The sequence below is a fragment of the Corynebacterium sp. 21KM1197 genome (genome assembly GCF_033783015.1).
GTDB lineage: Bacteria > Actinomycetota > Actinomycetes > Mycobacteriales > Mycobacteriaceae > Corynebacterium.
In genome coordinates this window covers 2,034,216-2,053,530 of sequence record NZ_CP123907.1, presented here as the reverse complement: position 1 = coordinate 2,053,530, position 19,315 = coordinate 2,034,216, and the positions used below count along the sequence as shown (strand labels likewise).

Sequence of the window (19,315 nt, the reverse complement as noted above, 5' to 3'; positions counted from 1 at the left end):
GTTAGGAAGGCGTACAACATGGCTCGAAAGAACGTTGGTAGGAAAGCGGCAGTGGCCGGAAGCATCGCAGCTTCCGCGATTATCGCCTTTTCCGCACAGACCGCTTACGCGCACGATTGCTCCGATGAGCACGTCATCGAGATCGTGAAGCTCACGAACAAGGAGCGCCAGGCTAAGGGCCTGCCCACCGTAGAGTGCGATGAGGAACTCACCCGCGAGTCCCACGAGTGGGCTGAGCACATGCGCGAGACCGGCGAGTTCGAGCACGCCGAGGGCGATTTCTCCGAGAACATCGCGTGGAACAGCCGCAAGGCCAGCGCTGACGCCCTGGTGCAGAACTGGGTGAAGTCCCCCGGCCACCGCGCGAACATCCTTGATTCCGGCGCCTCCCTCATCGGCGTGGGCTGGACCTACAGCGAGAAGGACGGCACCTACGCCGTGCAGCGCTTCCAGTAAGAAACTGAGAAGTTAAAGATAAGGCTCCCCGATTGGCCGGGGAGCCTTTCTTGCGTTCGGGGCGCGCTTTGGGGGCCATGCGGGAGGGGCGTGGTGCCGTGAAGCAAGTAGTGGCGTACATACCCCGCGCGGCGGGACTGCCTAGCGCCGCTCCCGGCGCAGAATCCGCAGGCACCACGCGGCCGCACACGCCGTGGCCGCCACGATGAGGATATTGCGCAGGGTGGCGATGAACACCACGCCGCCGTGCGCGGGAGTGGCTAGGAACTGATCAAAGAACACGGGGTAGACCAGGCAGGTGAGCACGGCCGCCCCCAGGAGGGTGGCGGCGCACCAGCGCAGGGGCCGGGGGATAGCGCCGGAATCGGAATCGAGCGCCAGGATCACCGCGAGCAGGGGAGCCACCCATAGCAGGTACTGCGGGGAAAACACCTTGGCGGTCATAAGGATCAGCATGACGGTGAGTAGCCATAGCGCCCTGGTGGCCTCTGGGCGGTACTCGGCCTGCCGCAGGAAGCGCCAGGCGGTGATACCGATGATGATGAGCGCAGCGGCCGCCGTGAGGGCCGTGGCGGCGTGTAGCCCCCAGGAAATGCCGGGGCCAAAGACCTCGTAGCTCTGCGAGGGGGCGTAGTCGATGCTCCACCGCTCGGAGTCGGTGAGGCGCAGCCACAGGAAGGGCGTGGCCGTGATGGCCTCGGATTGCAGGCCGCGCTCGTCTTGATAGGTGAGGGGGGAAAGCACTCGCCACCAGCCCTGGGTCAGCGTGCTGGCCGCCGTGAGGAGCACCAGCGCGCCGCCGAACCAGGCCAGCCGGACCCAGGTGCCCGCAGAGCGCCAGTGCCCCACCAACCCGGAGGCCAGGGCCACCGGCCAGAGTTTGAGCGCCGTGGCCAGCGCGAGGAGCGCGGAGGCGCAGCGCGGCGATCGGGCTAGGAAGAGGGCGGCGGCCGCTACCGTCAATCCCGGAAGGAGATCGAGGCGGCGGGTGAAAAGCGGGGCCAACGCAAGGGCAAAAAGAAGCCAGAAGCCCAGGGCCCACCAGGCGCGGCGGCGCGCCAGGGCATAGCAAAAGAGCCCGTCCAGGCTCAGCATGAGCAGCAGGAGGGCGATGACGAAGGATTGTTGTTCCCCGCCCACCAGGTGATAGAGCAGCCGCAGGGGCGCGATGGAGGCATCGGGGTACTCACTCATGGCTCGCTCGCCACGGGCCTCGGCCTCAAGGCCCCGGAAGTAATAGGCCACGTCCCCGCGCGGGACGGGTTGGTGAACCGCATAGAGCAACAACAAGGCGCGGCTACCCCACCAGGCCAGGGCCGCGCGCAGATAAGGGGAGGAGAACACGGGGCGATCTTAACGGATCACCCCGGTGCGCCGCCGCTTAGTCCTCCTCCACCGCGATGATGGATTTGGCCAGTTTGCGCAGGTGCTTGAGTTGCTTGGAGGTGGATTCATCCAGGGCGGCGTCCTCGCCCTGTGCCACTAGGTCCGCCATGGAGGCGCGCGCCTTGCGGCCCTTCTTGGTGATGGCCACGATCTGGCGGCGGCGGTCCTTGGGATCGCGCTCCCGGGCGGCCCAGCCGCGATTTTCCAGGGAGTCCACCAGCCGCACCATGTCCGATGCATCAATCATCAGCATGGTGGAGAGGTAGGACTGGCTGGCGGCGTCGCCGGAATCGAGGCAGGTAAGCACCCAGTATTCGCGCAGGGTGGCCTGAGCCTCCCCCAGGCGGCTTTCCACCTCATCGCGCGTGCGCCGCCGCAGTCGCTCTAGCTGAAAGGAGGGCGATTGCAGCAGCGCCGTGGGAATCGCGGAGTGATCCGTTTTGGAGGACATACCCTCCATCATACGCAGGCCGCTGCGGCCGCAAATGATGGGATTAGTCCACCATCGGCAGGTTGTTCTCCTGCCAGGCCTCGGTGCCGCCCTCCACGTTGATCACGTGCTCCTCGCCGCGCGCCTGCTCCAGGTATTCGGCGCACTCGCGGGAACGGCCGCCGAGTTTGCAGATCAGATACACGTCGCGCTCGGTATCAATCTCCCCAATGCGGCCCACGAACTCGGACATGGGGATATTCACCGCGCCCTGGGCGTGGCCTGCGGCGTACTCATCGGGCTCGCGGACGTCGATAAGCTGGGCGTCGGCGGGAACCTCGGTGACATTGACGCTGCGCATTAGTGCTTCCCCCGCTCGATGGCCTCGGCCAGGATCTTATCGGCCTCGTCCTTGCCTGCCCACCCGGAGCCGTGGACCTCCTTGCCCGGCTCCAGATCCTTGTAGTGCACAAAGAAGTGCTCGATCTCGGCGCGGGTGAAGTCGGAGATGTCGTCGATGTCCTGGACGTGCTCGTAGCGGACGTCGTCAAGCACGCAGAGCAGCTTGTCATCGCCGCCGGCCTCGTCGGTCATCTTGAACACGCCGATGGGGCGGGCCTTGACGATCGCGCCGGGAAGCACGGATTCCGGCAGGAGCACCAGCGCGTCCAAGGGATCGCCGTCCTCGCCCAGGGTGCCCTCGATGAAGCCGTAGTCCGCCGGGTAGGCCATCGGGGTGAACAGGTAGCGATCCAGGTACACCTTGCCCGTCTCGTGATCCACCTCGTACTTGTTGCGCGAACCCTTGGGGATTTCTACGGTCACTTCCACGCTCATCGCGGTTGCTCCTTTTTGCTTCCGTTGTCATCGTGCGTTGAACTCCCCCTATCCTAGCGGGGTGGCTAGGGTGATAACCGATGGTGATGCACGATGAGTAAAAAGGCATGGATAGCCGCGGCCGCAGCGGTGGGCGTGATCGTGGCCGGGGTGGCGGGCACCGGCGTGGCGTACCAGGAAAAGTATTCCTCCCTGGAGCACGCCCCGGCCCTCACGATTACCGAGCCCTCCCCGCTGCTGGAACCCGCCCGGGCCACGGCCCCGGTGGACAACGCCGCGCTGGGCGAGCGTCTGGCCCCCCTGGCGCAGAACGAGGCGCTGGCGGACTTCGGCGTGCAGATCACCGACGCCGTCACCGGCGAGACCGTGCTCGAACAAAACGCCACCGAGGCGCTGCGCCCCGCCTCCTCCACGAAGGTGCTCACCGCCGCCGCGGCCATCGCGGACCTCGGCCACGATGACCGCATTATCACCCCCGTGGTGCGCGGGGAGCTGCCGAACACGGTGGTGATGAAGGCCGCCGGGGACGTGTGGCTTGACGACGCCCGCCTCGACGACCTCGCGGAGCAGATCAGTGCGGCGATGCCCGAGGTCAGCGGCGTATTCATCGATACCTCCGCCTGGTCCGGCGAGACGATCCTGGAGGGCTGGGACCCCCAGGACATCGACGCGGGTTTCGTGGCCCCGCTGGAACCCGCCATGCTCTATGGCGCGCGGCTCGGCGCGACCACGGGGGACGTTCCCCGCAGCCACACGCCCGCCCGCGACGTGGCCCAGGGCCTGGCTCAGCGCCTGGGCGTGAGCACCGTGGGGGAGGCCTCTGCCCCGGCGCAGGCCGAGGTGGTGGCGGAGACCTCCTCGCCCACCCTGGTGGAGCGCATCTCCGCGATGATGGAGGATTCCGATAACGTCATGGCGGAGGCCATCGGCCGAGAGGTGGCCCTGCACCGTGGCTACACCGCCGACGCCGCCGGGGCCACCCAGGCCACGCTCGCGGCCCTGACCGAGCACGGGCTGAACACCTCCGGCGTGGAGATCTTTGATAATTCCGGGCTCTCCGTGCACAACCGGATCACGCCCGCGCTGCTGGACAATATCCTCTACGAGGCCGCCACCGAGCCGCTGCTGCGCCCCATCGTGGCCTCGCTGCCCGTGGCCGGAGGCACCGGAACGCTGGCGGAACGCTACGGCGATCTGCCCGGGCGCGGCTGGGTGCGGGCAAAGACCGGCACCTTGGACGAGACCTCCGCGCTCGCCGGGGTGGTCACCGCCACGAACGGGCGCGTGTACACCTTTGCCATGATCTCCAATGGCTCCGACGTGCTGGCGGCGCGGAAGGCGATGGACACCCTGGCCTCCGCGCTGCGCGAGGGATAGGGGCGTGAGCGCCGCGCGGCGCAGGGACCACCGGCTCGGCGCGGTGCTCATTCCCCGCGACCCCCCGCATTTCCTTCCCGTGCGCCTGGCCCTGCGCCGACATATCTCAGACCACCTCAGTTCCCCCGAGCGTGATCCCGGTGCCGCCGAGGTGATCGTGGGGCTTTCCGGCGGGCCTGATTCCACCGCTCTGCTCGCCGCCGCCCTGGTAGAGGGGCTGCGGGTGCACGCCGTGGTGATCGACCACGGTTTACAGCCGGGCTCCGGCCTGGTGGCGGCGAAGGCGGCGTCGATAGCCGTGGCGATGGGCGCGAGCGCGAGCGTGTGGCGGGTGGCGGTGACCGGGCCCGGCGGCATGGAGGCCGCCGCGCGCGCGGCGCGCTACGCCGCCCTGGAACGCGCGTCCCGGGGGCGACCGATCCTGGTGGGGCATACCCGCGAGGATCAGGCGGAGACGTATCTTCTGGGCGCGCTGCGCGGTAACCCCGCCGGAATGTTGCCCGTCTCCGGCGGCCTACACCGCCCGCTGCTGGGCGTGCGCCGCGCCGATACCCAGGGGGCCTGCGCGGAATTGGGGCTGGAACCGTGGCATGACCCGCAGAATCGGGACACCGCCTTTCGCCGGGTGGCGCTTCGCCGCAGGGTGATTCCCGGTCTGGCGGACGCGCTTGGGGTGGGCGACCTCAGCCCGGCGCTGGCGCAGGCGGCGGACCGCGCGGCGGAGGACGCGGCGGCGCTGGAGGAGTGGGCGCGCCGGGCGGAGACGCGCTCCGCGGCGGAGTTGGCCGCGCTGCCGCGCGCCGTGCGCTCCCGCGTGCTGGCCCGCATGGTGCACGACGCCGGGGGAAAGGTCACCGGGGCCTCCATGCGTGCCCTCGACGCCCTGGTGATGAACTGGCGCGGGCAGGGCCCGGTGGCCGTGGGGGCGGGGTTGGCTGTGACACGGGCAGATGGCAAACTTACGGTGACAAGGGAGAAAGGGGTGCGCCATGCACGATAAAGAGGATTTCAACGTTCCCGAGGGGCCGTATGCCGCCGATGTGGCCTCGGTGGTGGTCACGGAGGAGGAACTGCAAGCCCGTATCCAGGAAATGGCGGATATGGTCTCTGAGCGCTACCGCGACGAGGAGGAGGACCTGCTGCTGGTGGGCGTGCTCAAGGGTGCGGTGTTCTTCATGACGGACTTTGCCCGCCGCCTGAGCATTCCGGCGCAGATGGAGTTCATGGCGGTGTCCTCCTACGGCAACTCCACCACCTCCTCCGGGGTGGTGCGGATTCTCAAGGACCTGGACCGCGATATTAGCGGGCGCAACGTGCTCATCGTGGAGGACATCATTGATTCCGGCCTCACGCTCTCCTGGCTCATGCGCAACCTTAAGCACCGCAACCCCAAGTCCCTAGAGGTGGTGACCCTGCTGCGCAAGCCGGAGGTGCAAACCGCCCAGGTGGACCTGCTGGACGTGGGCTTTGACCTGCCCAATAAGTTCCTCATCGGCTACGGCCTGGATTACGCGGAGCGCTACCGCGATCTGCCCTACGTGGGGATTTTGAACCCCGAGGTGTACGCGCACGAGAAGTAAGAGGGGCCCAGGCGGGGGAGGCCCCCGGCACGGGGAACGAAAAGGCCGCTCGCGGCGTTGTTCCGCATGAAAGAACCTGCGTCACTCGTTACCGCTGGCCGCGTGCGGGCGGTGGTACCGGAGCAGGACAATGAGAAAGGGTTTGGGCCGAGGAACCACACAGCAATGACCCTCGGCGTGCACACATGAAAAACAAGCGCATTCTTAGATTCGGCGTGATCGCCGCCGTCATTCTGGTGACCTTCTTTGTCTTTTCCCTGCTCACGGACGATACCCGTGGTTATCAGCGGGTGGATACCTCCGTGGCGATGAAGCAACTGAGCGATAAGAACGTGAGCGGCGCGCAGATCGACGACCGCGAGCAGCGCCTCCGCCTCACCCTCAAGGAAGGGATCGAGGTGGACTCCCGCGAGGGCGTCACCGAGATCCTGACGCAGTACCCGGCCCGCGCCACCGCGGATATTTTCGATGCGGTCAATGCCTCCGGCGCCGAAGAGTTTGATACCAGGGTCACCCAGGAGAGCTTCCTGATGTCCATGGTCAGCTTCCTGCTGCCCATGCTGCTGCTCTTTGGCCTGCTCATGTTCTTCCTCACCCGTATGCAGTCCGGCGGCATGTTCGGCATCGGAGCCTCCAAGGCCAAGCAACTGACCAAGGACATGCCCACCAACACCTTTGCGGACGTGGCTGGCGCGGATGACGCCGTGGAGGAATTGCAGGAGATCAAGGACTTCCTGGAGGACCCCACCCGCTATTACGAGCTGGGGGCCAAGATTCCGCGCGGCGTGCTGCTTTACGGCCCGCCCGGAACGGGTAAGACGCTGCTGGCCCGCGCCGTGGCCGGTGAGGCCGGGGTGCCGTTCTATTCCATCTCCGGCTCGGACTTCGTGGAGATGTTCGTGGGTGTGGGTGCCTCGCGCGTGCGCGACCTGTTCAAGCAGGCCCGCGAGAGTTCCCCCTGCATCGTCTTTATCGATGAGATCGACGCCGTGGGCCGCCATCGCGGCAGCGGCATGGGCGGCGGCCATGACGAGCGCGAGCAGACGCTGAACCAGTTGCTGGTGGAGATGGACGGCTTTGGTGACCGCGAGGGCGTGATCCTCATGGCCGCCACCAACCGTCCCGACGTGCTGGATCAGGCCCTGCTGCGCCCGGGCCGCTTTGACCGCCAGATCCCCGTGACCAACCCCGACCTCGCCGGGCGCGAGCAGATCCTCAAGGTTCACGCCAAGGGTAAGCCCTTTGCCCCCGACGCCGACCTCAACGCCCTGGCCAAGCGCACGGCGGGCATGTCCGGTGCAGATCTGGCCAACGTGCTCAATGAGGCCGCGCTGCTGACCGCCCGCATCGGCGGCAACGTGATTACCGCCGACGCCCTGGAGGAGGCCACCGACCGCGTGATCGGCGGACCACGCCGCTCCACCACGGTGATCTCCGAGAAGGAAAAGAAGGTCACCGCCTATCACGAGGGCGGGCACACCCTCTCCGCCTGGGCGCTCAAGGATATTGAGCGGGTGTACAAGGTGACGATCCTGGCGCGCGGCCGCACCGGCGGCCACGCCATGACCGCCGCCGAGGACGATAAGGGCATGTACAACCGGGACGAACTCTTTGCCCGCCTGGTGTTTGCGATGGGTGGCCGCTCCGCCGAGGAACTGGTGTTTGGCGAGCCCACCACGGGTGCCTCCGCCGATATTGAGCAGGCCACCAAGATCGCCCGCGCGATGGTCACGGAGTATGGCATGTCCCCCGCGCTGGGCACCGTGAAGTACGGCGCGGAGCAGGGCGATCCCTTCTCCGGGCGCGGCGGCGGTGGCACTCTGGATTACTCGCCCACGGTGGCCGCCACCATTGATGAGCAGGTGCATTACCTGATTGATAAGGCGCACCAGAAGTCCTATGAGATCCTCTCCCGGCACCGGGATTACCTGGATCGCCTGGCGGAGAAGTTGCTGGAAAAGGAGACCCTGCGCCGCCCCGATCTTGAGGCCCTGTTCGACGGGATCGAGCCGGTATCCGCGGGCGAGGTATTCCCGGAGGAGGCCGCGCGCTTCCCCCGTCAGGAGGATCGTGCCCCGGTCAAGACGCCCACCGAGCTGGCGATTGAGCGCGGCGAGGAGCCGCCCAAGCCGTTTAGCCTGCTGGAGGCCACCCGCGCCGCGCGCGCCAAGCGCCTGGCGGAGCGGGAGGAAAAGGAGAAGAAGCAGGGCGGTACTGCGGACTCCCAGGCAGTACCGAGGTACGCCGGAACCCCGCCCCCGGCCAACTGGGAAGTTCCGGGGTGGCCACCGAAGTCCGTCGAGAAGCCGGGGAAACCAGAGCCGCAGGGTACCGCCCGCCCGGTGGGCGAGTCCGGTTCCCCGCAGGCGGAGCGCAACGGCGCGGAGGGTACGGAAGGGGCGCGAGTAGTCCCGCCGGAGGAGATGATTGGGTTCCGCCTCCCGGAGCGAGAGCGCCCCGACCACGCGGAGAAGCCGGAGGCACAGGGAAAGGATGACGAGGGTGAGCGCTGAGAACGCTTTTGACCAGGCGCGCGCCGAGGCCGCCGTGCGCGAGCTGCTCCTGGCGGTGGGGGAGGACCCGGACCGCGAGGGCTTGCGCGATACCCCGGCCCGGGTGGCGCGCGCCTACCGGGAGACCTTTGGCGGCCTGCACACCGATCCCTCCGAGGTGTTGAACAAGGTGTTCCACGAGGACCACCAGGAATTGGTGCTGGTGCGCGATATTCCGGTGTACTCCACCTGCGAGCACCACCTGCTGCCCTTCCTGGGCAAGGCGCACATCGGGTACATCCCCAATAAGCAGGGCATGGTCACCGGCCTTTCCAAACTTGCCCGGTTGGTGGACCTGTACGCGCGCCGTCCCCAGGTGCAGGAGCGGCTGACCTCCCAGGTGGCGGACGCGCTGGTGGACAAACTCGGCGCGCAATCGGTGATCGTGGTCATCGAGTGCGAGCACCTGTGCATGGCCATGCGCGGTATCCGTAAGCCGGGGGCCACCACCACCACCTCGGCGGTGCGCGGTGGATTCCAGGCCTCGGCGGCCTCCCGCGCCGAGGTATTGAGCCTGATCAAGGGATAGGGCCACACCATGCGCGTAGCCGATCTCACGGTGCCGGGACGATGCTTGGTCATGGGGATTCTCAACGTCACGGAGGATTCCTTTTCCGATGGCGGCCGCTACCTCGACCTGGACGCCGCCGTGGCGCACGCGCACCGGCTGGTGGCGGCGGGGGCGGACATGATCGACGTGGGTGGGGAGTCCACCCGCCCCGGTGCCACCCGCGTGGACGCGGAGACGGAGCGCCGCAGAGTGACCCCGGTGATTAAGGCGCTGGCGGCGGAGGGAATAACCACCTCCGTGGACACCATGCGGGCGAGCACCGCCGAGGCCGCCGCCGAGGCCGGGACCTGCATGATTAACGACGTCTCCGGGGGCCTGGCCGATGAGAACATGCCGCGCGTGATGGCGGAGGCAGACATTCCCGTGTGCCTCATGCACTGGAAGGCGGTGCGCTTTGGCGACGCTGCGGGCCGCGCCGAGCACGAGGGCGGCGTGGTGGCCGACGTGCGCGCCACCCTGCGCCGCCTGGTGGATAGGGCACTCGTAGCCGGGGTGGACGCGGGGAACATCGTGCTCGATCCGGGCCTGGGCTTTGCCAAGTCCGCGGAGGATAACTGGGCGCTGCTCGGCGCGCTGCCGGAGTTCATCGCCGGGGAGTTCCCCCTGCTGGTGGGGGCCTCGCGCAAGCGCTTTCTCACGGAGATTCGCGCGGATCGCGGCTTAAGCGCCACCCCCGTGGACGCGGACCCCGCCACGGCGGCGGTGACGGCGCTCTCCGCACAACTCGGGGCCTGGGGCGTGCGGGTGCACGAGGTGGGGGTGTCCCGCGACGCGGTGGACGTGGCCGCGCGCTGGCGGGCTGCGGTTTCTGCGCCTGGGGGCAACCCCCGGAGCACGGTCGTGGAATCGCCCGGGGAGATTCCCGTGGAGGCGCCCGGGGAAAGCACCGCCGGGGAACGCCGTGGGGACAATGAGCACGCCCGATGAGATGACTTAAAGGAGCAAAGGGGAGAAACAACATGGCGGATAGGATCGTGCTCACCGGCCTGGCCGGATACGGTTATCACGGGGTATTCCCGGAGGAAAAACGCGAGGGCCAGGACTTTCTGGTGGACATCACCTGCTGGGCAGATCTACGCCCGGCCGCCGCCAGCGATGATCTCACCCTTACCCTGAACTACGCGGAGTTGGCGGAACTGGCGCACCGGGTGCTCACCGGCCCCCCGCGCGACCTCATTGAGACGGTGGCGGCGGAGATCGCGGATTCCGCGATGGCGCAGTTCCCGCTCCTGCACGCCGTGGAGGTCACCGTGCACAAGCCCCAGGCTCCCATTCCGCTGACCTTTGGCGACGTGGCGGTGGTGGCGCGGCGCTCCCGTAAATCGAGCGCGTCCGGTGGGCCTGGCACGCGGCGGCCTGCCGAGGAGCGCGCCTCCGCAGAAAGGGCGGAAAGCGATGGATAACGCAGTGGATCGCGCACTAACCGCAGCGCCGGATACCACGCGCGCGGTGCTCTCCATCGGCTCCAACATGGAGGATCGCTGGGCCCTGCTGCGCACGGTGACCCGCGAGTTCACCGGGCAGATCGTGGCCATCTCCCGGGTGTACTCCACCCCGCCGTGGGGCGTGGAGGACCAGGCGGAGTTCCTCAACGCCGTGGTGATCGTGGAGGTGCCCGAGGAGCCGCTGGCGCTGCTGCGGCGCTGCCAGAAGTTAGAGGAGGAGGCGCAGCGGGTGCGCGTGCGCACGTGGGGGCCGCGCACCCTCGACGTCGATGTGGTGCAGGCACATCGGGGAGGCCGGGAGGTTCTTTCCGCGGATCCGGTGCTCACCTTGCCGCACCCCTGGGCGCACCAGCGGGCCTTTGTGTTGGTGCCCTGGGCGGAGGCCGATCCCGCCGCGCGGCTGAACGGGGAGCCGGTGGCGCACTGGCTCGGTGCCCTGCCGGAGGGGGAGGCGGAACAGATCGTCCCCCTGGGTCCGCTGGATAGCGCTGCGGGGGAGAATGAGGCAGAGGAGGCGCGCCCATGAAAAAGACGTCCGTGAAACTCCTGATCGGCGTGGGTGGTTTTGTAGCCGCCCTGGCGGCCATCGCCACCTGGCGGTTTTATGGCGCCCTGATTCATATTCCCGTTACTGTCTCCCTCACCCTGTGGGTGATGGCGGTGGTGTGCCTGTACCTGGCGTTCAAGGTGCGCTCCCGGCGCAAGGAGGGGCGCATTGGCATGGATCGCAGCCAACTCAATCCGGTGATGGCGGCGCAGTTCCTGGTGGTGGGCAAGGCGTCTGCGTGGACGGGGGCGCTCATCGGCGGGGCCTATACGGGCATGGGGATCTACGTGCTGCCCAGGGCCGGGGAACTCGCGGCGGCCGGGCAGGACGTCCCCGGCGTGGTGGCCTCGGCCCTGGGCGGGGTGGCGCTGGCGGCGGCCGGAGTGTTCCTGGAGCGCAGTTGTGAGGTGTCCCCTCCCCCTGGCTCGGAGGGGGTTAGGTAAGTTAGACGGCATGAGTACGCCGCAGTCGGACCGGAACCCGGAGCCCACCTCGCGCCGCGCCGCCCACGGGGCTAATACGCGCCGCCACCACGGTAAGGCCGAGGGTACGGGGACCGATGGCGGCCAGGTGCTCCTGGTGGTGCTGGTGATCCTGGCCCTGGCGGCCAGCGTGGTCATGCAATTGACCGATTCCAATGCCGCCCTGAAGTTGGCCCTGCTGGCGGCGCTGTGGGCCTCCATCATCGGGTTCTTCCTGGTCAGCCGGTATCGCCGCCAGGTGCAGCGCTCCGCCGAGCAGTTGGCCTACGAGCAGCGCCTCCATCGCTCCGAGTTGCGTGAGGCCCAGGCCCGCGCGGAGGCGGCGCAGAGCCAGCGAGGGGCCGGGGAGAACACCGCCGCGCGCGGCGGCCTGAGCGAGGAGGACATCGCCCTGCTCAGCGAGATTCGCGCCGGGATCGACGAGGTGCGCAGCCAGTTGGAGGACTTGCAGGGGCACGTCTTTGAATACGAGCCCGCGGCCCTGCGCGCTCAGGCGTGGCGGCTTCAGGAGTTGGAGGAGAGCGCGGTGAGTGTGCCGGAAAAGACCGGCCACGTCTCCGGGGCGCCCTCCCTGGACGCGGTGGCGGGCAGGCTCGGGCACCTTGAGGGGCACGCGGAGGCCGCTCGCTCCATCTCCCCGGAGTTGGCGCACCTGTTAGAGACGGGCGAGGACTCGTATCGCGGTAGCCACCGCGCGGGCGCGGCGAGTATGACAGAGGCGAGTACAGCAGGGGCGAGCGCGGCAGCAGCGAGTGCGGCAAGAGGTGCGTCGGAGGAGTACGGCGAGCCCGCGCGACAAGGCCGCCACGAGGCCGAGCCGGAGAGCTCTGGGAGCCGGGAAAGCGAGGCCCCGGCGGCGCAGCCCGTGCGCCCGAGCGCGGAGGACACCGCCGAAATCAACGCCGTGGCGGAGGAACCCGCCCCCGCCCCGGCGGCCTCGGCAGATCAGGAAGCCTCGGAGGATCGGGAAGCGCTGCGCAGCCGGGGGCGTCGTCGCGCGGATGAGCGCTCCGGGGGGCTTTCCGTGGCGGAACTGATGGCGAATATGCGGCGGGGTGAGAAGTGAAGCCCCCTCGCATGAGGGTGGGGGTATGGTGCGGGGCGGGCCACTACGCCGAGCAGGTGGCGGGGGAGATCGCCACCGGATTAGAAAACGCGGGGCATGCGATGATCCCGCTCGACGCCGCCACCACGGGCGGGGAGATCGAGGCGGTGCAGGCTATTCTGCTGGGGGTGAGCGCGCGGGAGTTACCGGAGGCGGTGGCTCAGATAGCACCGCACACCCGCCCCCATCACATCGTGCTGCATGTAGTGCCGGGGGAGAGCCTAGAGCCCTTGACTCCGGTCAAGGAAGTGGGGGCGGTGGTGGGTAGCCTGGTTCCCCTGTGGCCGGGGCGGTGGGCGGTGGAGTACACCGATGAACTGGGCAAGACGGTGCTGGAACTGCTGGTTAAGGAACTGGGTGGTGTGGCGGTGCTGGTGTCTGGGGAGCGTCGGGCGGCCCTGGCCACGGGGCTGAGTTGGTCCCGCTTTGCCCGCGACGTAGCCGAGGAGGCGAACCGCACCATGCGCGCCGCCGTGGAGGGGACTATCGTATCCTCAGAGATTGATCTTGAGCAGCGCGATACCCGCACTATTCCGGCGCTTGCCGAAGCCCCCGACCTCGTCCGCCAACTCACGGGCATTGTCGATCCCGGGCGGGCGCGGATTTTTGCTCAACTCGCGCGCCGAGCGGCGGAGCGAGACGGAAGAGAAGAAGTGGAGTTGTGGGCAATGCAGGAGGAAAAACCATGACGTTCCGAAGGGGCGAGGCCACCGAGGTTCATTCTGTGGATCGGGTAGCCACGATCGCGCGGGCATTCCGCAAGACGGGTAAGCCGGTGGTGCTGGTTCCCTTGGGTTCGGCCATTCACGCGGGGCACATCTCTCTGGTGCGCGCCGCGCGCCGGGTGCCGGGTTCGGTGGTGATCGTGGCGGTCTCCGGCGAGGTGGATCGCTCCCGGCTGGCGGTGCTGGATACCGATGTGATCTATCGGTACTCGGTGGAGGATCTGCACCCGCAGGGGGTGCGCACCGTGGTGTATCCGCGGGACTGGGGGCTGGAGTTCGTGGACGATCTGGCCATTGAACTCACCCGCATCGTGATTCTCACGCAGATCACCCAGGCCACGGACGTGATGGTGGGGGAGAAGGACTACGAGTTGGCGGTGTGCGTGCAGACCGCCATGACGGATTTCCACACCGGGGTGCGGGTGCACGGGGTGCCCACGGTGCGCATGCCCAATGGTCTGGCGGTGTCCCTGCGCAACGCGCGCGTGCCGGAGAAGGATCGCACTAAGGCGCTGGCGCTGTCCGCCGCGCTCACGGCGGGCGCGCATGCCGCCGAGGGTGGGGCTCAGGCGGTGCTGGATGCCGCGCGCGGCGTGTTGGAGGCCGCCAAGGTCACCCCGGAGTACCTGGAACTGCGCTCGATGGGCATGGGGGAGCCCCCGGAGAAGGGCGACGCGCGCCTGCTGGTGGCGGCCAAGTTTGGCCGGGTGCGGTTGATCGACAACGTGGGCGTGCCGGTGGGAATCGGGTTCCGCAATATCGAGGCCCACGCCCAGGAGGCGGAGGAAGCGGAGCGGAACGAGGAGCCCTCGGGGCGTCACGCACGCCAGGGGAACGGTACCGATGTGCTATCGGCTACCCTTGACAAGCGTGACGAACGCTAAGGAAGCAGCCAAGAACACCAAGGATCAGGCGGAACTCCCCGAGCAGTTGCGGATTCGCCGCGAAAAGCGCGCCCGCCTGCTGGAACAGGGAGTGGAGCCGTACCCGGTGGAGGTGGATCGCACCACCTCTATCCGCGATCTTCGCGCAAAGTATTGGGTGAACAAGGAGGCCCAGGAGGCGTCGGAAGCCCCGGCCCAGGGCCCCGAGGTCACCGTGCTGAACCCCGGCGAGGAATCGGGGGAGATCGTGGCCGTGGTGGGGCGCGTGATGTTCATGCGCAATACCGGCAAGTTGTGCTTTGCCACCTTGCAGGAGGGCGATGGCACCACCATTCAGGCCATGCTCTCCCTGGCGGAGGTGGGCCAGGAGTCCCTGGATTCCTGGAAGTCGGACGCGGACCTCGGTGATTTTGTTTCCGTGCGCGGCAAGGTGGTGGCCTCTAAGCGCGGCGAACTCTCCGTGATGGCCAGCGGCTGGGCGATGGTTTCCAAGGCGCTGCGCCCCCTGCCTGTGTCCTTCGCGGAGATGGCGGAGGATACCCGCGTGCGCCAGCGCTACACGGATCTGATTATGCGCGAGCAGGCGCGCACCAACGCGCTGACCCGCGTGAAGGTCATGCGGGCGCTGCGCCGCTTCCTGGAGGGGCAGGACTTCCTGGAGGTGGAGACGCCCATGTTGCAGACCCTCCACGGCGGTGCCGCCGCGCGCCCCTTCATCACGCACTCCAACGCCCTGGATATTGATCTTTACCTGCGTATTGCACCGGAGTTGTACTTGAAGCGCTGCGTGGTGGGCGGCATGGAGCGCGTGTTTGAGGTAAACCGCAACTTCCGCAACGAGGGCGTGGATTCCTCCCACAGCCCGGAGTTTGGTATGTTGGAGACGTATCAGGCCTATGGCACGTATGAGGACGGCGCGCGCCTGACCCGCGAGTTGATTCAGGCCGTGGCGATGGAGGTCTTTGGCTCCACCACCGTGACTCTGGCCGATGGTTCCGAGTACGACCTCGGCGGGCAGTGGCGCGAGATGGAGATGTACCCCTCCCTCAACGAGGCCCTGGCGCGCAAGCACCCCGGCCAGCCGGAGGTGACCGTGGATTCCACGGTGGAGGAATTGCGCGCGTTGGCGGACGCGATCGGCCTGGATTGGCCGGAGAAGGGCGGCTGGGGCCACGGCAAGTTCGTGGAGGAGATCTGGGAGCACCTGTGCGGCGATCAGCTCGATGGGCCGGTGTTCGTCAAGAACTTCCCCGTGGAGACTTCCCCGCTCACCCGCGATCACCGTTCCCAGCCGCGCGTGACGGAGAAGTGGGACCTGTACGTGCGCGGCTTTGAGCTGGCCACGGGCTATTCCGAGCTGGTGGACCCGGTGATCCAGCGCGAGCGCTTTGAGGATCAGGCGCGCCTGGCGGCGGGCGGCGATGATGAGGCGATGGTGCTCGATGAGGACTTCCTCGCCGCGATGGAGCAGGGCATGCCGCCCACCTCGGGCACGGGCATGGGCATTGATCGCCTGCTCATGGCGCTCACCGGCCTGGGAATCCGGGAGACGGTTCTCTTCCCGATGGTCAAGCCGGAGGCATAAGCACCCGCTTATCGACGCCCTCCCTCCCGCACGTTGTCTGCATAACCTGTGGGAGGGAGGGCGTCGATAGTATTAGCGGCGCTTGGCTGCGAGGCAGAGCAGTCCGAACACCGCCCATGCGCTGAGCACCAGCCAGGGCTGAGTGTTGCTGGCCTCCGGGAAGTAGCTGAGGTTGCGCAGCAGTTCCTGGGTGGCGCCGGGGACAAAGACGCGGCCGAGGGCCTCAAAGTGCCAGGGCAGGAACTCCAGCGGCAGGGTGGCCCCGGAGATGGGGTTGGCGATGAACACGGTGATGATCGCACCGAGGCCGATTCCGGGGGTGCCCAGCAGGCTGTGCAGACCCGTGACCAGGCTGGCCGTGGCACCAAGGCCGAGGGCCAGGGCGCCCCACAGGGGCAGGCTGGCGGTGGGGAGGAAGCCAAACCAAGTGTGCAGGACGAAGAGGAGCGCGCTGGCCGCGATGGTGGAGTAAGCGAGGATGGCGGTGAAGCGCTGCGCGGCACCGCGGACGGTGAGGGAGATGAGCACGCCGCCGATGATGCCGCCGAGTATCAGGGGGAAGGCCGCCACGGCGAGCCCGCTGCCCTGGGGATCGTCCTCGCTCAGGGGAGAGACGGGGGTGATGGTGGGGCCCTTGAGGGCCTGTTGGGTGAGGGCGGCGCTGGCCTGTGGGTCGGCGGCCTGGCCGCTTTCCAGGGCGGCGGCGACTTGCTGCTTGTGCATGGTGGTGCCCGCCGTGCCGAGCATGGTGGCTATGGAGTTATTGGCGGCGGGGGAGGTGAGCACCTCCATCTGCTCGCCGGGGGCGCTGGGGAGGATGAACGCGCCATAGGATTCGCGCTGCTCAATCTTCCGGGTGGCCTCCTCCCGGGATTCCGCGCGGCTGAGGTCAAAGGGGGAATCCTGCTGCGCCAGGGTTTGGGTCATGGCGGTGTAGGCGGACTCGCTGGCCACCACGCTGACCGGGAGATTCTTGGGCGTGGCGGTGTAGGAGGGCCAGCTGAAGGCCAGGAGGGCCAGGGTGACTACGGCGGTGGCGGCGAGGCCGATGAGCAGGGCCTTGGACCAGGGGGTCTTTTCCGGCTGTGGGGTCTGAGCGGGTTCTTGGGGGCTGGCCGGGGAGGTTGATGTGGCGGGGTGAGTGGACATGCCGCAAGCCTTTCTTAAAAAGAATGTTCGTTCTTTTTGTGATGGTGCTCCGGTTCTGGTCGCTTGTCAAACCGAACGTTCATTTTCTATGTTGTGTTCATGCCGAAAATCAGCGAGGAACGCCGCCAACGGCAGCGCCAACGGATCATTGACGCCGCCGTGACGGTGCTGGGGGAAAGGGGCTTTGCCAACGCCTCGATGGCGGAGATTATTAGGGCCTCCGGCCTGTCCGCCGGGGCCATCTATGGGTATTTTCCCAGCAAGAATGAGCTTTTTCAGGCCGCCGCCCGGGATGTTCTGGGGCGGAGGCTAAGAGTGCTTGGGCAATCCGCCACGGGTGCGGTGCCACCCCCGGAGGAGGCCCTGGTGGAGTTTTTTCACGTGCTAAAGAAGGGGGAACCGGGCTCAGCGATGATCGTGCAGATGTGGGGGGAGGCGGTGAATAACGAGGGAATGCAGGAGGTGGCGTTCCAGGTTCTCTCCGAGGGGCGTGAGGCCGTGGAGGAATATCTGGTGGCCTGGTACACGCAGGAGGGGGCGGAAGGGCCGGAAAGGCGTGCGCGGGGCGCGGTGGGGCCGATCCTGGCGATGGCCCAGGGGGCGCTCGTGCAGAGCGCCTTGTTGGGGGAACCCATGTTTCATTTGGAGGAGGGCTTGCGCAGGGTGCTAAGGTAGCGGATCTATTTTACCCAAAAGTGGAAAGGCCTCTCTATGTCGAACAAAGAGCCTTCCGCGCCTCTAGATTCTTCTTCTGAGGACGTGAAGATCCCTGGTTCCGTGATCGTCGTCCTGGTGGTGCTGGTCTTTGCCGCCATGATGATGTTCCTCAATGAAACGATCCTCTCGGTGGCCCTGCCCGCCATCATGGCGGACTTTGGCATCGAGGCCGAGGTGGCGCAGTGGCTCACCACCGGCTTCATGCTCACCATGGCCATCGTGATCCCCACCACTGGCTACCTGCTGCAACGGTGGAGCACCCGTATCATCTTCCTCACCGCCCTGCTCTCCTTCCTCACCGGCACCGTGGTGGCCGCGATGGCCCCGGTGTTTGGCGTTTTGCTCGCCGGGCGCGTGTTGCAGGCGGTGGGCACGGCCCTGATCATGCCGCTGTTGATGACGGTGGCCATGACCGTGGTACCCCCGCAGCGCCGAGGCACGGTGATGGGCACCATCTCCATCGTCATGGCGGTGGCCCCGGCGCTCGGCCCCACGGTGTCCGGCCTCATCTTGGAGGCGTACACCTGGCACTGGCTCTTCTGGGTGATGGTGCCGCTGGTAGCGGTGGTGCTGGTGTGCGGCCTGTTCTTCCTGCGCAACATCGGGGAGACGGCCAAGACGCCCCTGGACGTTGTCTCCGTGCTGCTCTCCGCGGTGGCCTTTGGCGCGCTGATCTACGCCCTGAGTTCCCTGGGCGAACTCTTCGATCCCCAGAGCACCATGCGCGGCCGGGTGATTCTGCTGGTTGCGGTGGGTATCGCGGCCCTGGTTGCCTTCGTGCTGCGCCAGCGCGCCCTGATTCCCTCCGGCCGGGCGCTGTTGGATCTGCGCGTTTTTGCGCTGCGGGATTTCTCCCTCCCGGTATCCGTGCTGCTGATGATCTTCGGTGCACTGCTGGGCGCGGTCACCGTTTTGCCGCTGTACCTGCAAACCTCCTTGGACTTCACGGAGCGCACCACCGGCCTGATCCTGCTGCCGGGCGGCCTGCTCAACGGCCTGCTCTCCCCGTTCGTGGGCCGCATTTTTGATCGGGTGGGCCCGCGCCCGCTGCTTCTGCCCGGCGTGACGCTGCTGGTGGGCTCCCTGGCGGCCATGTCTACCCTGGATGAGCACAGCACCCTGCCCGAGGTGGTCATCATGCACATCTGCTTCTCGGTGTCCCTGGGTCTTTCCATCACCCCGCTGATGACCACCGCCCTGGGGGCGCTGCCCGCGAACCTCTACGGACACGGCTCCGCCTCGCTGAACACCTTGCAGCAGTTGGCGGGCGCGATGGGCACCGCGCTGCTGATCATGATGCTGGGCCGGGGTACCAAGACGGCCGTGGCCAACGGGGAGACGATGGAGGCGGCCACCGCGCACGGCACCCACTGGGCCTTCCTGCTGGCCACCGTCTTTGCGGTGCTGGCCCTGGTGCTGGCCTTCTTTGTGCGCCGCGTGCCCACCTCGGGGCAGGGGGCACCCGCCGCGCACTAGGGGCTTGTGCG

The 19,315-nt window shown here is 67.5% G+C and carries 21 protein-coding genes; 16 read left to right on the top strand and 5 right to left on the bottom strand.

All coding sequences use genetic code 11. From position 1 onward, the window contains the following. Window positions 1-18: 18 nt before the first annotated feature. Entirely contained in the window at window positions 19-456 is a 438-nt protein-coding gene (locus tag OLW90_RS09985; protein WP_319649942.1) for a CAP domain-containing protein, read from the top strand. 141 nt (window positions 457-597) lie between these two features. Here OLW90_RS09985 and OLW90_RS09980 read toward each other — a convergent pair whose 3' ends face one another. Genes OLW90_RS09980 through OLW90_RS09965 form a run of 4 tightly spaced genes read right to left on the bottom strand, consistent with a single transcriptional unit; the run spans window position 598 to window position 3,109 of the window. Next, entirely contained in the window at window positions 598-1,800 is a 1,203-nt protein-coding gene (locus OLW90_RS09980) for a hypothetical protein (protein ID WP_319649941.1), read from the bottom strand. A gap of 37 nt (window positions 1,801-1,837) precedes the next feature. Beyond that, entirely contained in the window at window positions 1,838-2,293 is a 456-nt protein-coding gene (locus OLW90_RS09975) for a MarR family winged helix-turn-helix transcriptional regulator (protein ID WP_319649940.1), read from the bottom strand. A 43-nt stretch (window positions 2,294-2,336) separates the two neighbouring features. Then, on the bottom strand, window positions 2,337-2,633 hold the full coding sequence (locus OLW90_RS09970) for a rhodanese-like domain-containing protein (protein ID WP_319649939.1): 297 nt from the start codon (window positions 2,631-2,633) through the stop codon (window positions 2,337-2,339). Further along, the gene (locus tag OLW90_RS09965; protein WP_319649938.1) at window positions 2,633-3,109 is read right to left on the bottom strand and encodes an inorganic diphosphatase; all 477 of its coding nucleotides are present in this window, start codon (window positions 3,107-3,109) and stop codon (window positions 2,633-2,635) included. Before OLW90_RS09965 ends, OLW90_RS09970 begins: the two co-directional genes overlap by 1 nt. Window positions 3,110-3,202: 93 nt before the next feature. Here OLW90_RS09965 and dacB point away from each other — a divergent pair, with 93 nt between their 5' ends. The 13 genes from dacB to lysS all read left to right on the top strand — a co-directional run bounded on the left by dacB (window position 3,203) and on the right by lysS (window position 15,962). Next, complete coding sequence (gene dacB, locus OLW90_RS09960) at window positions 3,203-4,486, top strand: D-alanyl-D-alanine carboxypeptidase/D-alanyl-D-alanine-endopeptidase (RefSeq protein WP_319649937.1); 1,284 nt, start codon at window positions 3,203-3,205, stop codon at window positions 4,484-4,486. Window positions 4,487-4,490: 4 nt separating this feature from the next. After that, the gene (tilS, locus tag OLW90_RS09955) at window positions 4,491-5,486 is read left to right on the top strand and encodes a tRNA lysidine(34) synthetase TilS (protein ID WP_319649936.1); all 996 of its coding nucleotides are present in this window, start codon (window positions 4,491-4,493) and stop codon (window positions 5,484-5,486) included. Continuing rightward, window positions 5,476-6,066 carry a hypoxanthine phosphoribosyltransferase gene (hpt, locus tag OLW90_RS09950; protein ID WP_319649935.1) on the top strand — a complete coding sequence of 197 codons (591 nt, stop codon included), beginning with the start codon at window positions 5,476-5,478 and terminating at the stop codon, window positions 6,064-6,066. Before tilS ends, hpt begins: the two co-directional genes overlap by 11 nt. 185 nt (window positions 6,067-6,251) lie before the next feature. Beyond that, the gene (ftsH, locus tag OLW90_RS09945; RefSeq protein WP_319649934.1) at window positions 6,252-8,579 is read left to right on the top strand and encodes an ATP-dependent zinc metalloprotease FtsH; all 2,328 of its coding nucleotides are present in this window, start codon (window positions 6,252-6,254) and stop codon (window positions 8,577-8,579) included. Further along, the gene (gene folE / locus OLW90_RS09940; RefSeq protein WP_413464470.1) at window positions 8,560-9,147 is read left to right on the top strand and encodes a GTP cyclohydrolase I FolE; all 588 of its coding nucleotides are present in this window, start codon (window positions 8,560-8,562) and stop codon (window positions 9,145-9,147) included. The genes ftsH and folE overlap by 20 nt, the downstream gene beginning before the upstream one ends. A 9-nt stretch (window positions 9,148-9,156) precedes the next feature. Beyond that, the gene (gene folP / locus OLW90_RS09935) at window positions 9,157-10,116 is read left to right on the top strand and encodes a dihydropteroate synthase (RefSeq protein WP_319649932.1); all 960 of its coding nucleotides are present in this window, start codon (window positions 9,157-9,159) and stop codon (window positions 10,114-10,116) included. 32 nt (window positions 10,117-10,148) lie between these two features. Then, window positions 10,149-10,592: a dihydroneopterin aldolase gene (gene folB / locus OLW90_RS09930; RefSeq protein ID WP_319649931.1), complete on the top strand. Its 444-nt coding sequence runs from the start codon at window positions 10,149-10,151 to the stop codon at window positions 10,590-10,592. Beyond that, window positions 10,585-11,160 carry a 2-amino-4-hydroxy-6-hydroxymethyldihydropteridine diphosphokinase gene (gene folK, locus OLW90_RS09925; RefSeq protein ID WP_319649930.1) on the top strand — a complete coding sequence of 192 codons (576 nt, stop codon included), beginning with the start codon at window positions 10,585-10,587 and terminating at the stop codon, window positions 11,158-11,160. Before folB ends, folK begins: the two co-directional genes overlap by 8 nt. Continuing rightward, on the top strand, window positions 11,157-11,624 hold the full coding sequence (locus tag OLW90_RS09920; RefSeq protein WP_319649929.1) for a DUF3180 domain-containing protein: 468 nt from the start codon (window positions 11,157-11,159) through the stop codon (window positions 11,622-11,624). The genes folK and OLW90_RS09920 overlap by 4 nt, the downstream gene beginning before the upstream one ends. A gap of 10 nt (window positions 11,625-11,634) precedes the next feature. Further along, window positions 11,635-12,729: a DUF6779 domain-containing protein gene (locus OLW90_RS09915; protein ID WP_319649928.1), complete on the top strand. Its 1,095-nt coding sequence runs from the start codon at window positions 11,635-11,637 to the stop codon at window positions 12,727-12,729. 11 nt (window positions 12,730-12,740) lie between these two features. After that, window positions 12,741-13,457 (top strand): hypothetical protein, encoded by a 717-nt coding sequence (locus OLW90_RS09910; protein WP_319649927.1) that lies wholly within the window; start codon window positions 12,741-12,743, stop codon window positions 13,455-13,457. Continuing rightward, window positions 13,454-14,377: a pantoate--beta-alanine ligase gene (locus tag OLW90_RS09905; RefSeq protein WP_319649926.1), complete on the top strand. Its 924-nt coding sequence runs from the start codon at window positions 13,454-13,456 to the stop codon at window positions 14,375-14,377. The genes OLW90_RS09910 and OLW90_RS09905 overlap by 4 nt, the downstream gene beginning before the upstream one ends. Beyond that, window positions 14,337-15,962, top strand: coding sequence for a lysine--tRNA ligase (gene lysS / locus OLW90_RS09900; protein WP_319649925.1), 1,626 nt, complete (start codon window positions 14,337-14,339; stop codon window positions 15,960-15,962). The genes OLW90_RS09905 and lysS overlap by 41 nt, the downstream gene beginning before the upstream one ends. Window positions 15,963-16,034: 72 nt before the next feature. Here the strand turns inward: lysS and OLW90_RS09895 are convergent, their stop codons facing one another. Next, window positions 16,035-17,111, bottom strand: a complete 1,077-nt coding sequence (locus tag OLW90_RS09895) for an ABC transporter permease (protein WP_319649924.1) — start codon at window positions 17,109-17,111, stop codon at window positions 16,035-16,037. Between the two features lie 99 nt (window positions 17,112-17,210). On the opposite strand from OLW90_RS09895, the gene OLW90_RS09890 reads away from it, so the two are divergent. Further along, window positions 17,211-17,786: a TetR/AcrR family transcriptional regulator gene (locus OLW90_RS09890; RefSeq protein WP_319649923.1), complete on the top strand. Its 576-nt coding sequence runs from the start codon at window positions 17,211-17,213 to the stop codon at window positions 17,784-17,786. 36 nt (window positions 17,787-17,822) lie between these two features. Further along, a complete protein-coding gene (locus OLW90_RS09885; protein WP_319649922.1) occupies window positions 17,823-19,304 on the top strand; it encodes an MDR family MFS transporter in 1,482 nt (493 codons plus the stop codon). Window positions 19,305-19,315 lie beyond the last annotated feature (11 nt).

Coding starts and splice junctions, on each gene's coding strand:
- OLW90_RS09985 (WP_319649942.1), top strand. CDS start 19: ATGGCTCGAAAGAACGTTGGTAGGAAAGCGGCAGTGGCCGGAAGCATC.
- OLW90_RS09975 (WP_319649940.1), bottom strand. CDS start 2,293: ATGTCCTCCAAAACGGATCACTCCGCGATTCCCACGGCGCTGCTGCAA.
- OLW90_RS09970 (WP_319649939.1), bottom strand. CDS start 2,633: ATGCGCAGCGTCAATGTCACCGAGGTTCCCGCCGACGCCCAGCTTATC.
- OLW90_RS09965 (WP_319649938.1), bottom strand. CDS start 3,109: ATGAGCGTGGAAGTGACCGTAGAAATCCCCAAGGGTTCGCGCAACAAG.
- dacB (WP_319649937.1), top strand. CDS start 3,203: ATGAGTAAAAAGGCATGGATAGCCGCGGCCGCAGCGGTGGGCGTGATC.
- hpt (WP_319649935.1), top strand. CDS start 5,476: ATGCACGATAAAGAGGATTTCAACGTTCCCGAGGGGCCGTATGCCGCC.
- ftsH (WP_319649934.1), top strand. CDS start 6,252: ATGAAAAACAAGCGCATTCTTAGATTCGGCGTGATCGCCGCCGTCATT.
- folE (WP_413464470.1), top strand. CDS start 8,560: ATGACGAGGGTGAGCGCTGAGAACGCTTTTGACCAGGCGCGCGCCGAG.
- folP (WP_319649932.1), top strand. CDS start 9,157: ATGCGCGTAGCCGATCTCACGGTGCCGGGACGATGCTTGGTCATGGGG.
- folB (WP_319649931.1), top strand. CDS start 10,149: ATGGCGGATAGGATCGTGCTCACCGGCCTGGCCGGATACGGTTATCAC.
- folK (WP_319649930.1), top strand. CDS start 10,585: ATGGATAACGCAGTGGATCGCGCACTAACCGCAGCGCCGGATACCACG.
- OLW90_RS09920 (WP_319649929.1), top strand. CDS start 11,157: ATGAAAAAGACGTCCGTGAAACTCCTGATCGGCGTGGGTGGTTTTGTA.
- OLW90_RS09915 (WP_319649928.1), top strand. CDS start 11,635: ATGAGTACGCCGCAGTCGGACCGGAACCCGGAGCCCACCTCGCGCCGC.
- OLW90_RS09910 (WP_319649927.1), top strand. CDS start 12,741: ATGAGGGTGGGGGTATGGTGCGGGGCGGGCCACTACGCCGAGCAGGTG.
- OLW90_RS09905 (WP_319649926.1), top strand. CDS start 13,454: ATGACGTTCCGAAGGGGCGAGGCCACCGAGGTTCATTCTGTGGATCGG.
- lysS (WP_319649925.1), top strand. CDS start 14,337: ATGTGCTATCGGCTACCCTTGACAAGCGTGACGAACGCTAAGGAAGCA.
- OLW90_RS09895 (WP_319649924.1), bottom strand. CDS start 17,111: ATGTCCACTCACCCCGCCACATCAACCTCCCCGGCCAGCCCCCAAGAA.
- OLW90_RS09890 (WP_319649923.1), top strand. CDS start 17,211: ATGCCGAAAATCAGCGAGGAACGCCGCCAACGGCAGCGCCAACGGATC.
- OLW90_RS09885 (WP_319649922.1), top strand. CDS start 17,823: ATGTCGAACAAAGAGCCTTCCGCGCCTCTAGATTCTTCTTCTGAGGAC.